Raw genomic sequence first — 12,247 nt, forward strand, 5'->3', positions numbered from 1 at the left:
CCGGGCGGTGCCGGGCGCCGCTCCCTCGCTGTGCACAGGCCGCGGAACGATGTCGGTGGTCGCGGATAGTCTTCATACAAGCGTTCGAGGTGGGACGGAGGTGAGGGCGATGACCGCGATGCCGGCAGCCGACGGGCCGGGCGGGTCCACCGAGCTCCTCACCGCGCCGGGCGAGCCCTGCGGGTCCGAGCCCGGGCTCCGGGCCGGTCGGGGAGCCTCCTTCGTGCCGCCGCCGGTTGACCAACCGGCACGCCGGGCCGACCACGGCCTCGCCTTCCCGGCCGGGACCGCCGCGCCGTCTGCCGCCCACGCAGCCTCGACGGGCACCGGCGGCACCACGCCGCGCACCGGTTCGGGGGCGCCGGCGGAGCTGGTGGCGGCGGTGCTCGCGGCGTTGGTGGGGCTGCGGGAGGGCGCGCCGGGCGGGTCGGCCAAAGACTGGGACCGGAGCGAACGCGAGTCGGTGATCGGTTCTCTGGACGCGGTGATCCGCGATGCGACGGTGTACCGGGGTCAGGTGCTCCTGGCGCACAAGGAGGACGGGGCGTGGGGCAGCTCGCGGGACCGGGACTTCACCGACTGGCGCTCCCGCACCACCGGCACCGGGCGCGGCGCGGCAGCCGGGGAGCTCGGCCTGGCCGAGGGCCTGGACGCGATGCCCGGGGTCGCCGACGCGGTCCAGGACGGCACGATCACCCTCGAGCATGCCCGGGCGTTGACCCGGTTGCGTGAGCACGCCTCGGCCGAGGTCAAGGACGCCTTGGACGGGGACCTGGGCACCGAGCTCCTCGACCTCGCCGCCACCGTCCCCACCCCCGAGCTCGCCAAGACCGCCCGCACGCGGGCCGCGGCGATCGACGCTGCCGCGGCGCAGGCCGGCTTTGACGCCGTCCGTGCCCGCCGCTCGTTCACGGTGCGGCGCCAGGGCGGTGGGAGGAAGGGTGAGTTCTTCCTCAACGACGTCGACGGCACGATGGTCGATACCGCGATCGACGCGATCGTGGGGACACCGGCCAAGGACGACACCCGCACCCGTGAGCAGCGCCGCGCCGACGCCCTCGTGACCATGGCCGCGCGTGTGCTGCAGGTCGGCGCCGACCGCAACGGCGCCCAGATCCGCCCCCACCTGGCCCTGCTCGTCACCGAGGACACCTGGGCCGACGTCGTCCGCCACCGCGCCGACCTCGACCAGGTTCTTGCGACCCCGCCGCCAGGGCCGGGCGAGCCCGGGCACTCCTTCTACCGGCCCCGCCCCGACGAGACCGGCGCCCTCGCGGGCGCTGCGAACGGCGTGGGCGCTGCGGGCGCTGATGGTGACGTGGGCGGGATGGGAACCGCGCGTGGGAGGGGTACCGCGGGCCCGGTGAGCGCGAACGCTCACGCGGGCGGGCACGGCCCTGGCGGTGACGCGGACCGGGACAGTGGCTGCGCCGGCAACCGCGACAGCCACGGCGACGGAACGACAGGTGGCGCGGGCGGCGCGTCGACCGACGGGACGTGGCGGCTCCCGCCCCTCGGCCCGCTGCCCGCCCTTCCCGACGTCGCACCCGCCGTCCTCGAGGACGGCTCGATCGTCCCGCTGACCGAGCTCGCGCGGATCATGTGCGACTGCGAGATGACCCGCATCGTCCTCGACGCCCACGGCGTCCCCCTCGACGTCGGACAGACACAACGGCACTACACCCGCGAGCTCCGCCGCACCGTCACCACCCGCGACCGGCACTGCCGCTGGCCCGGCTGCACCCTGCGCGCCTCCTGGTGCGAGGTCCACCACATCACCTGGTGGTCCAACGGCGGCCCCACCTCCATCAACAACGGCCTCACGCTGTGCAGCTACCACCACCACCGCGTCCACGCCGACCACATCCGCATCACCACCCTGCCCGGCGGCCACGCCTTCCACGACCGCCACGGCACCCACATCGACACCACCACCCACGAGAGACCGCCGAAACGCTCACGCCGGGTGACCACGGGAGAACCCGACGGGCTCACGCCTCCACGGCCCGGCTGCGCCGCTACCTCCTCGCCCTCGACGTCGCGGCCATCGACATCCTCCACGGAGGGGACAGCTCTGCGCACGGCCGAGGGGAAAGCTTTGCCCTCGATCGTGGGGACACCTCTGCCCACGGCCGAGGGGAGAGCATTGCCCTCGATCGTGGGGACTGCTCCGCCGGCGGCCCAGGAGACAAGACTGCCCGCGGCCGGTGCGACATCTCCGCCGGCGGCCCAGGAGACGAGACTGCCCGCGGCCGGTGCGACATCTCCGCCCGGGACCGAGGGGACGGAACTGCGCGCACCCAGCGGGATAGCTCTGCCCGCGGCTCGAGGGACAGCTCCACCCACGAACGCGTCGACGGCGCGACCGCCGGCCAAGGGGACGACCCGGCCGGACAGCAGCGGACCGACGTCGCCGAGACGGACCACGACCGCTCGACGACCGAGGTACGAACCCATCCTCTGGGACGTCGGTGACCCGCCGTTCTGAGGACGCCCTACAGCTTGCGGAGCAGCGCGAGGAACATGGCGTCCGTGCCGTGCAGGTGCGGCCAGAGCTGCACCATCGGTCCGACGAGGCCGGGCACCTCGGTCAGCGAGACCTCCTGGATCACCGGCACGGCGTCGAGGAGCTCGACGTCGTCCCGTCGCCGCAGGACGTCCTTGACGACGAGCGTCGTCTCCGCGGGGTGCGGCGAGCACGTGACGTACGCGACCACACCCCCGGGCCTCGTCGCCTCGATCGCCGATGTCAGGAGCTCGCGCTGCAGCGTGCCGAGCGCCGCGAGGTCGGCCGGCTGACGTCGCCACCTGGCTTCCGGCCGGCGACGCAGCGCACCGAGCCCGGTGCAGGGCGCGTCGACGAGCACCCGGTCGTATACGCCCGGCTCAGCGTCGCCGAGCTCTCGGCCGTCCCCCGTACGGACGTCGACGACGTCACGCGGCAGAGCGGCGACGGACTGGCGGACGAGCCGCGCACGGTGCGGCGCCACCTCGTTGGCGACGAGGCTCGCACCCCGTCCGACCGCGAGAGCACCGAGAAGTGCCGACTTGCCGCCCGGTCCGGCGCAGAGGTCGAGCCATCGCGCGTCGCCGGCCGTCTGCACCACCCCGGTGTCCGCGCGGGGACCTCGTGCGGCTCCGGACGGCTCGTCGCCCGAGGTCGCGACACCATCGGCGGCGTGCGCGTCCTGCGCGCCCGCCCCCCCGTCCCGTCCGGGCACGACCGGAGCAGCGGCGAGGGCGAGCGCGACGAGCTGGCTGCCCTCGTCCTGGACGCCCGCACGGCCGTCCCGGACCGCGGGGAGCGCACCCGGGTCACCACCGGGCAGGACGAGCGCGGTCGGGGCCCAGCGGCCGGGTGCTGCCGAGCCACCAGCGGGGAGAGTGGTTCGCGCCGAGTCGCCGAGGCTCTCGAGGTCGACGAGCCCCGGCCGGGCGACGAGCGTGACATCCGGGTTCGCGTTGTCCGCCCGCAGGAGGTCCGCGAGCTCGGAGGCCGGGCGCTCCATGCCGAGGAGGGCCCCTCGCAGGGCTCGCGTGATCCACGCGGGGTGCGACTCGAGCACGGACAGGCGCGCGATCTCGTCGGACCCGTCGACATCCGCCTCGTCGGCGATCTCGGTGAGCCACGCATCGGGGTCCTTGGCGCTGACGGCGCGGAGCACGGCGTTGACGAAGGCGCTCGGACCGGAGCCGATCCGGTCCCGCGCCAGGGTGACGGTCTCGGAGACCGCCGCGTGCGACGGCACGCGCATCCCCAGGAGCTGATGGGCGCCGAGGCGCAGGACGTCGAGCACGGGGGCGTCGAGCTCGGCGAGCGGGCGCCCACGGGTGCAACGCTCGAGGACGGCGTCGTACCGGCCGCGCATGCGCAGCGTCCCGTAGGTCAGCTCGGTGGCGAACGCGGCGTCCCGGCCGCTCAGGCCACGTTCGCGCAGCACGCCAGGCAGGACGAGGTTCGCGTAGGCGTCCGACGTCGCCACCTCGCGCAGGACGTCGAACGCGGCACCGCGTGCGGGATCACCGCCGGCACGTCGTGGCCGCCAGCCGGGCGGGCGCGCGGAACCGCTCGCACCTCCGGAGGAGGGCGCCCCGCCGGCTGGACGCTCACCGGACGCCTGCTCGGTACGGGGACGGCCGGAACCCGCCGGCCGCCCGCCCCGCTCACCGCGTGGCGTCATCGGCCGTCCCGATGACGATCGCCCAGCGTCGGCCGACGACGACCGCCCAGCGCGGTCCGATGACGACCGCCCGGCGCCTCCCGGCGACGACTTCCCAGCACCGCCCGACGGCGGACGCCCCTGACCGTGCCGGCGTCCTGACTCGTCGCGGTTCCCCTGCCGACCGGACTCCGTGCTCATGCGTCCTCCCCGAGCCGTGCACCTGCGGTGAGCCGGGCGCCGCGCGCCCAGGCGTCGGCGTCCATCCATGACCGGCCGGCGGGAGCCAGCCTGCCCAGGGCTACGGCGCCCGCGCCGGTGCCGACGAGGACGTCGCGCTTGGCCGGGGACACCTCCCCCGGTTCGAGGTCGGTGACGTCGGAACGGACGACGACGGGACCGAGCTTGAGGCGTGACCCGTCCGGCGCCGTCGTCCACGCCCCCGGCGCGGGGGTGCACCCGCGGATGAGGCGGTCGACGGCGGTGGCTGGGATGTCCCACCGGACGCGCGCGTCGGCGACGTCGAGGCGCGGCGCCAGGCTCACGCCGTCGTCGGGCTGCGGCACGGGCCGGATCTCCCCCGACTCGAGGGCATCGAGCGTGCGGACGAGCAGCTCGGCCCCGGACTCCGCGAGCCGTCCGAGAAGGTCACCGGAGGTGTCGTTCGGGCGGACCGCCTCGGTCAGCGTCCCGAGCACCGGGCCGGTGTCGAGGCCTTCCTCGAGGACGAACGTCGAGGCCCCGGTGATCGTGTCCCCGGCGATGATCGCCCGCTGCACCGGAGCGGCGCCGCGCCACGCGGGAAGCAGCGAGAAGTGCAGGTTGATCCAGCCGTGACGCGGGACCGTGAGGAGTGCCGGCGGGACGAGGGCCCCGTAGGCGACGACGGGCGCGGCGTCGACGGCGAGGTCGGCGATCTGACGCTGGGCGTCCTCGTCGCGCAGGGTCGCCGGGGTGAGGACGTCGATGCCACGCTCCCGCGCGAGCTCGGCGACGGGGCTCGCCGCGTGCTTCCGGCCGCGTCCGCGCGGGGCGTCGGGTCGGCTGAGGACGGCGACCACGTCGTGGTCGGACTCGAGGAGGGCGAGCAACGACGGGAGGGCCACCTCGGGGGTGCCGGCGAAGAGGAGGCGCATGGCCGCCAAGTCTAGGTCCGCCCGGGCGAGCACCCGGCCGCGGCCCCCGCCGCCCGCCCGGTCACGCCAGCGGCAGCCCCAGCCGGAGGAGCTGCGCGCGCAGGTCGCCGGCGCCCGTGAAGCGCAGGGCGTGCAGGCCCGCGTCAGCTGCCGCCGCAACGTTCGGAGGCGAGTCGTCGACGAACACCGTGCGGGCCGGCTCCAGCCCGAACCGCTCCACGAGGAGCGCGAAGATTGCCGGGTCCGGCTTGGCCATGCCCTCGACCCCGGACACGACGACGTCCTCGAGCCGGTCGATGACCGGCGCCGACCATGCCGCGGACGCGAAGGTCTCCGCCGACCAGTTCGTCAGGCCGAGGACCCTGATGCCCGCGGCGCGCAGCTCGTCGACGATCTCGGCGCTGCCGGGGACGGGGCCGGTGAGGCTGCGCGGGAAGTTCGCGACGTACTCGTCGAAGACGGCGACCCGGTGCGGGTGCGACTCGGCGAGCACCGCGCGGGCGTCGGCCATGGTGCGCCCGGCGTCCTGGGCGTGGTTGAACGTCGGCCAGTCGATCTCGGCGGAGAACTCGGCGAACTCCTCGGCGGTGACGAGATCGGCGACCGCGAGGACCGGGTCCCAGCCGACGAGCACCTGACCGAGGTCGAAGACGACGGTGTCGGGCGCGGTGGGACGAGCCGCGCGGGCCGCGCCATCCGCGGTGGTCAGTGCGTTCGACATGGTGGGGATCTCCTTGACGGTGGTGGGTCAGGCGCGGGCCGGTGCACGGCGGTCCGGCGCCCATCCCGCGCGCGGCTCACGCCGCTGTGCCGCCATCACCCTAGATGGCCGGCGCCGAGCACCCCCGGTCCGGTCGGCCCGTGCACGCAGCCGGTCGACCGCCTCCGGCCAGCTCGTCGGTCACGTCGTCGCGACCCTGAGCCGGTGCACCGGGGTGGTCACCACAGGTCGGTGGGGTCCACCCTCACCTGGACGCTCTCGGGCTCCTTGTGGGCGCTGCGCACCGCGGCCGCCTGGCGCAGGGCGCGCGTGAGCTCCGGCCCCCGCACACGCTCGATCCGCAGGAGGGCGCGGACGACCGACCCGTCCTCGACGACCGGGACTGGCCCGAGGACCTCCCCGCCCTCCGGCAGCTCGAGGTGGCGCAGGTACCCCGCGACCGCCGTCGGGGACCCGTCGACGGCGGCCATCCGCACCGCCGGCGGCAGGTTCAGCTCGACGCGCTCGGCGAGCTCGCGGGCCGCGAACCCCGCCGGGTCCCAGCGTACGAGCGCCTGCGCCGGCGTCGGCGCCGGGTCGCCGAGCAGCATGACGCGCCCCCCGGCCGACGCAGGGCGCACGAGAGCCGCGGCACCGAGCCAGCGGCGCAGGGCCTCGACGGACGCCCACAGCTCCGGCCGGCCGGTGCTCGCGCCCCCGTCGAGGAGAAGGGCAGCGCGGTAGCCCCCGACGGCACGCGGTTCGGCACCCGGAGTCGCGACGACGAGCCGCGGCCGGTCCCCCACCTCCCGCGTCACACCGTGCCCGGCGCGCGCGCCCGAGACGATGACGGGCACCTTGGGGAACGCACGGCCGAGCTCCTCGGCCGTGCGGTCCGACCCCACCCGTCGCGCGCGCAGGCCACGGTTCTGGCAGTGGGGGCAGGTCCACCCGGCGTCGGGCCGGCCGCACCAGCGGCACGTCGGCGCCGTCGAGGCCGAGCCCACCTGGAGCGGTCCCGTGCAGTGACGGCAGCGGGCCGGCTCGCGGCACCGGGAGCACGCGACGACGGGGACGTAACCGGCGCGTGGGACCTGGACGAGGACGGCGCCCTGCTCGAGCGCGTCGCGGACGAGCCGCCACGCGAGGTGCGGGATCCGCGCGTACGCCGCTGGTCCCTCGGGCGCGAGGTCGATCTCACCCGGCGCCTCGACCCGCGCCGTCCGCTCACGGACGGTCGGCCGCGCCGCCTGGACGGCGTGCGCCCAGCCGTCGGCGACCATGACCTCCGTCTCGACCGAGCGGGACCACGACCCGATGAGCAGGGCGGCCCGCTCGCGCTCGGCGCGCAGGGCGAGGACCTGCCGGGCGTGCGGGTAGGGCGCACGGGGCTCGGCGAGGACGTCGTCGCCGTCGTCCCAGCACACGACCAGGCCGAGGGCACGCACCGGCGCGAAGGCGGCCGAGCGCGTGCCGACGACGACGCGCGCCTGGCCCGTGAGAAGACGCATGAAGCTGCGATAACGCTTGCTGGGGCCGTCCTCCGCGAGCAGCCGGCACACCGGCTCGTCGGGCAGGGCGGCCGTGAGCGCCGCGGCGACCACGTCCACCTCGTGCCCGTCCGGGACGACGACGACGGCCCCACGCCCCGACGCGAGGGTCGCCGCCACCGCCTCTGCGACGGCGCCGACCCACGTCAGCGGCGCGTGCGTGCTCGCCTCCCAGGCGTTGGAACCCGGTGCCGCGTCGTCCGAGCTCGCGGCGGGGTCGGCGGCCGCCGGCGCGCTCGACCGGGCGGGGCCCGGTGCTGCGTCGTCCGCTCCGCCGACGTGCTCGTCCGGCAGCGCGGTCCACACCGCTCGCGGCGACTCCCCCGCCGCGAGCCGCCGGACGAAGGCCGCCCCACCCACGTACGGGTCCCACGCGCGGCCGGGCAGCCACGCTGCCGTCAGGCCGGTCCGGTCCGGCGCCCCGTTCTCGACGACGGACCGCTCCGTCGTCGCGTGCCGCGGGGGGACGGCGAGCCGCACGACGTCCATGAGCGTGCCGGCGTACCGGTCCGCGACGGCGCGGCACAGGCCGAGGACCTCGGGGCTGAGGACCGGCTGGTCGGACACCGCGCGTCTGAGCGGGGTGAGCGCGCCCGGGTGGTCGGTCGTCGCCGCGCGCTCGACGACGTACCCGGCGCGGTCCTTGCCGGCGAAGCGGACGAAGACGCGGGTGCCGGGCAGCGCGGTCGCGTCCATGCTCGCCGGGACGCGGTAGTCGAAGGGCCGGTCGAGGTGCGGCAGGGGGACGTCGACGACGACGCGCGCCACCGGGAGCTCGACCCCCTCCGCCTCCGCCGGCACGATCGTGCGCTCCGTGGGCGGGAGGGCGGCGAGGAGCGCCGTCTGCTCGCTGCGCCGCCGTGTGCTCACCTCGCCCGCCATGACGTCATCTCATCACGTCCCGCCCACGGCGCCCCACGGGCCTGCGGAACGCCGGAGGGGTCGGCCGGAGACGCCGTCCCCCCACCAGCGGCAGGGTCGGCCGGAGACGCCGTCCGGTCAGCCGACGGCGGCGAGGAGGTCCGCGACCCGGTCCGTGCGCTCCCACGTGAACTCGGGCAGCTCGCGGCCGAAGTGGCCGTAGGCGCTCGTGGCCCGGTAGATGGGCCGCAGGAGGTCGAGGTCGCGGACGATGGCGGCGGGCCGCAGGTCGAACACCTCACGGATCGCGTCCATGATCCGCTCGAGCGGGACCATCTCGGTGCCGAACGTCTCGGCGTAGAGACCGACGGGACGGGCCTTGCCGATGGCGTACGCGACCTGCACCTCGCAGCGGCGGGCGAGTCCCGCGGCGACGACGTTCTTCGCGACCCAGCGCATGGCGTACGAGGCCGAGCGGTCGACCTTCGATGGGTCCTTGCCGGAGAACGCGCCGCCGCCGTGACGCGCCATCCCCCCGTAGGTATCGACGATGATCTTGCGGCCGGTCAGACCGGCGTCGCCCATGGGGCCGCCGACGACGAACTGGCCCGTCGGGTTGACGTAGAGCGTCGAGCCGGTCGTGTCGAGGTCGAGCCCGGCGGCCTGGAGCACGGGCGTGACGACCTCGTCGGTGACGGCGGAGCGCAACCAGTCCTGGCCGACGCCGTCGTCGTGCTGCGTGGAGACGACGAGCGAGTCGAGACTGACGGGCCGGTCCCCGTCGTACCCGATCGTCACCTGGGTCTTGCCGTCGGGGCGCAGGTTCGGGATGAGTCCCTCCTTGCGCACGAGCGCGAGACGCTCGGAGAGGCGGTGCGCGAGCCAGATCGGCAGCGGCATGAGCTCGGGGGTGTCGTCGCTCGCGTAGCCGAACATGAGGCCCTGGTCGCCGGCGCCCTGGGCGTCGAGCGGGTCGAACGCGCCCGCGCCGTCGCGGTTCTCCCAGGACTTGTCGACGCCCGCCGCGATGTCCGCGGACTGCTGGCCGATGGAGACGGACACGCCGCACGAGTGGCCGTCGAAGCCGATCTCGGACGACGTGTACCCGATCCGCGTCACCTCGCGACGCACGATCTGGGGGATCTCGACGTAGGCGTCGGTGCTGACCTCGCCGACGACGTGGACGAGACCCGTCGTCACCATCGTCTCGACGGCGACGCGTGCGGCGGCGTCCTGCTCGAGGATGGCGTCGAGGATCGAGTCGGAGATGCGGTCGCAGATCTTGTCCGGGTGGCCTTCCGTCACCGACTCCGAGGTGAACAGGCGCAGGCTGGCGGCAGAAGTCACCGGATGATCGTACGGGTAGCGGCCGCGGCGCCCTCGTCGCGGGTGCCGCCGACCAGCGTGTGGACGATCACGGCCGCTCTGCCCAGGGCGTGGACGCGCCGGGCTCCGGGCGTCAGACGCTGGGCGGCGTCGTGCGTCGTGCGTCAGGCGCTGGGCGTGGCCGCGTGGCCGGCGCGGACGCCTGGTGTCAGTCCTGAGGCGCGGGGAGCTGCGGGACGACGAGGTCCCACAGCGCCGCGGCTACCTCGGCCTTGGTGCCCGCGCCGCGCCCCACGACCTCGCCGTCGGCGTCGAGGACCGTGATCTCGTTGACGACGTCGCCGAATCCGCGGCCCTCGCCGACGGCGTTGACGGCGAGCAGGTCGGCGCCCTTGCGCCTGGCCTTCGCCCGTCCGAGGTCGAGGACCTCCGCGGCGGTCCCCGTCTCGGCACCGAAGCCGACGACGACGAGCCCGGCGTGCGGCCGGTCGGCGGCGAGCTCGGCGAGGATGTCCGGGGTCTCGACGAGCTCGAGCCGCAGCCGCCCCGAGCCGTCCTTCTTGATCTTGCTCTCCGCGGCGGTGGCCGGGCGGAAGTCGGCGACGGCGGCGGCCATGACGACGACGTCAGCCTGCGCGGCGTGGCGCCGGACGGCGTCACGCAGCTCGGCCGTCGTCTCGACGTCCGCGACGGTTGCACCCGCGACCTGGGCGGTGCGTCGCGCGGCGTCGTCGACGCTCGCCGCAAGGAGGACGACGGAGGCGCCCCGGCGGGCCGCCTCGGCGGCGAGCTCGGCGCCCTGCCGGCCGGACGACCGGTTCCCGAGGAAGCGGACCGGGTCGAGGGGCTCGCGCGTGCCGCCGGCGGAGACGACGACGCGGCGCCCGGCGAGATCGGACGGCGGCGGCACCGAGGCCGGGGCTGTAGTGGTGCCGGCGCCGCGAGGCGCTGCGTCGGCGGTCGCGCGAGGCGCTGCGTCGGCGGCGCCGGCGGCCCCTGCCGCGCCGGGGGCCCGGACGGTCAGCGCGTCCGGCTCCCCCGCTCCGGCCGCGCGGACGAGCCGGAGCGCGACGTCGGCGATGCGGTCGGGCTCCGGGAGCCTGCCGGGGCCGGTGTCGGATCCCGTGAGGCGGCCGGAGTCCGGGTCGAGGACGTGGGTGCCGCGGTCCCGGAGCGTGGCGACGTTCGCGACCGTGGCGGGGTGCTGCCACATCTCCGTGTGCATCGCCGGGACGAGCAGCACCGGGCACGTCGCGGTGAGGAGGGTGGCGGTGAGCAGGTCGTCGGCGCGCCCGGCGGCGGCGCGGGCGAGCAGGTCCGCCGTCGCCGGGGCGACGACGACGAGGTCGGCGCTGCGCCCGAGCGCGACGTGGTCGACCCCCTCGGCGTCGTCGAAGACGCCCGTGCGGACCGGTTCCCCGGAGAGTGCCTCCCACGTGGCGCGGCCGACGAACTCGAGCGCCGCCTCCGTGGGCACGACGCGCACCCGGTGGCCGGCCTCACGCAGGAGCCGCAGCAGCAGCACCGCCTTGTAGGCGGCGATGCCGCCGCTCACCCCGAGGACGATGCGGTGCGTCGTGGTCATGCGTGGTGGGTCAGACCTGGGACTTCTCGACCGTGAGGAGGCCCTCGTTGATCTCGCGGAGCGCGATCGAGAGGGGCTTGTCGTCCTGGGCGTGCGGGACGAGCGGGCCGACGAACTCGAGCAGGCCCTCCTGCAGCTGGGAGTTGTAGGCGTTGATCTGACGGGCGCGCTTGGAGGCGTAGATGACGAGCGCGTACTTCGAGTCAGCCGCCTCGAGCAGCTCGTCGATCGGCGGGTCGGTGATGCCCTCGGGCTGGGCGACGGTTCCGGACATGGCGGCGACCTTCTCCTGTTGGCTATGGGTTCGCATCGGCGGCGGTGGCACGCGCGACGCACGAACGTCCAGTCTACTCCGTCGGCAGTCCCATGACCGAGACCAGCTCGTCCGTGGCGCGCGTCACGACGTCGTTGACGATGATGTGGTCGAACTCCGAGGCGGCCGCCAGCTCCTTGCGGGCCGTCTCGAGCCGGCGGGCCCGCTCCTCGGGCCCCTCGGTGCCGCGCCCGACGAGCCGGCGCTCGAGCTCCTCCCACGACGGCGGGGCGAGGAAGACGAAGCGCGCGTTGGGCATGGCCTCGCGCACCTGCCGCGCGCCCTGGAGGTCGATCTCGAGGAGGGCCGGGAGGCCCTTGGCCAGGCGCTCCTCGACGGGTGCGCGCGGCGTGCCGTAGCGGTTGAGGCCGTGGACGACGGCGGACTCGAGCATCTGGCCCGTCTCGACGAGCCGGTCGAACTCCTCGGTCGGGATGAAGTGGTAGTGGACGCCGTCGACCTCGCCCGGGCGGGGCGCTCGGGTGGTCGCCGAGACGGAGAGCCAGATCCCCGGGTAGCGGCGCCGCAGGTCGGTCGAGACGGTTCCCTTGCCGACGGCGGTGGGGCCGGCGAGCACGGTGAGCCGTGAGGCCTTCGCTGGTGAGTCGATCAACGC

9 protein-coding genes are annotated in these 12,247 nt (G+C 75.4%); 1 reads left to right on the forward strand and 8 read right to left on the reverse strand.

The window, feature by feature from the left end; translation table 11 throughout:
- The first annotated feature begins 109 nt into the window (after positions 1 to 109).
- Positions 110 to 2,488, forward strand: coding sequence for a DUF222 domain-containing protein (locus tag V2J63_RS08965; protein ID WP_331230683.1), 2,379 nt, complete (start codon positions 110 to 112; stop codon positions 2,486 to 2,488).
- A gap of 7 nt (positions 2,489 to 2,495) precedes the next feature.
- Here the strand turns inward: V2J63_RS08965 and V2J63_RS08970 are convergent, their stop codons facing one another.
- From V2J63_RS08970 to gmk, 8 genes are all read right to left on the reverse strand, one after another.
- Positions 2,496 to 4,181, reverse strand: a complete 1,686-nt coding sequence (locus tag V2J63_RS08970) for an RsmB/NOP family class I SAM-dependent RNA methyltransferase (protein ID WP_434056300.1) — start codon at positions 4,179 to 4,181, stop codon at positions 2,496 to 2,498.
- Positions 4,182 to 4,357: 176 nt separating this feature from the next.
- Complete coding sequence (fmt, locus tag V2J63_RS08975) at positions 4,358 to 5,296, reverse strand: methionyl-tRNA formyltransferase (RefSeq protein WP_331230685.1); 939 nt, start codon at positions 5,294 to 5,296, stop codon at positions 4,358 to 4,360.
- Between the two features lie 61 nt (positions 5,297 to 5,357).
- Positions 5,358 to 6,017 carry an HAD family hydrolase gene (locus V2J63_RS08980; RefSeq protein ID WP_331230686.1) on the reverse strand — a complete coding sequence of 220 codons (660 nt, stop codon included), beginning with the start codon at positions 6,015 to 6,017 and terminating at the stop codon, positions 5,358 to 5,360.
- A 218-nt stretch (positions 6,018 to 6,235) separates the two neighbouring features.
- A complete protein-coding gene (locus V2J63_RS08985; RefSeq protein ID WP_331230687.1) occupies positions 6,236 to 8,416 on the reverse strand; it encodes a primosomal protein N' in 2,181 nt (726 codons plus the stop codon).
- A 129-nt stretch (positions 8,417 to 8,545) separates the two neighbouring features.
- Entirely contained in the window at positions 8,546 to 9,754 is a 1,209-nt protein-coding gene (metK, locus tag V2J63_RS08990) for a methionine adenosyltransferase (RefSeq protein ID WP_331230688.1), read from the reverse strand.
- Positions 9,755 to 9,941: 187 nt separating this feature from the next.
- Complete coding sequence (locus tag V2J63_RS08995; protein ID WP_331230689.1) at positions 9,942 to 11,318, reverse strand: bifunctional phosphopantothenoylcysteine decarboxylase/phosphopantothenate synthase; 1,377 nt, start codon at positions 11,316 to 11,318, stop codon at positions 9,942 to 9,944.
- 10 nt (positions 11,319 to 11,328) lie between these two features.
- Positions 11,329 to 11,592, reverse strand: a complete 264-nt coding sequence (gene rpoZ, locus V2J63_RS09000) for a DNA-directed RNA polymerase subunit omega (RefSeq protein WP_331230690.1) — start codon at positions 11,590 to 11,592, stop codon at positions 11,329 to 11,331.
- Between the two features lie 73 nt (positions 11,593 to 11,665).
- The gene (gene gmk / locus V2J63_RS09005; protein ID WP_331230691.1) at positions 11,666 to 12,244 is read right to left on the reverse strand and encodes a guanylate kinase; all 579 of its coding nucleotides are present in this window, start codon (positions 12,242 to 12,244) and stop codon (positions 11,666 to 11,668) included.
- Positions 12,245 to 12,247: the final 3 nt, after the last annotated feature.

Origin of the sequence: Georgenia wangjunii (assembly GCF_036421975.1) — a bacterium.
Classification (GTDB): Bacteria; Actinomycetota; Actinomycetes; order Actinomycetales; family Actinomycetaceae; genus Georgenia_A; species Georgenia_A wangjunii.

What these genes read in the sequence shown, in the direction of transcription:
- rpoZ (WP_331230690.1), bottom strand. Translation starts at nt 11,592, where the DNA reads ATGTCCGGAACCGTCGCCCAGCCCGAGGGCATCACCGACCCGCCGATC.
- V2J63_RS08970 (WP_434056300.1), bottom strand. Translation starts at nt 4,181, where the DNA reads ATGACGCCACGCGGTGAGCGGGGCGGGCGGCCGGCGGGTTCCGGCCGT.
- V2J63_RS08995 (WP_331230689.1), bottom strand. Translation starts at nt 11,318, where the DNA reads ATGACCACGACGCACCGCATCGTCCTCGGGGTGAGCGGCGGCATCGCC.
- V2J63_RS08965 (WP_331230683.1), top strand. Translation starts at nt 110, where the DNA reads ATGACCGCGATGCCGGCAGCCGACGGGCCGGGCGGGTCCACCGAGCTC.
- V2J63_RS08980 (WP_331230686.1), bottom strand. Translation starts at nt 6,017, where the DNA reads ATGTCGAACGCACTGACCACCGCGGATGGCGCGGCCCGCGCGGCTCGT.
- fmt (WP_331230685.1), bottom strand. Translation starts at nt 5,296, where the DNA reads ATGCGCCTCCTCTTCGCCGGCACCCCCGAGGTGGCCCTCCCGTCGTTG.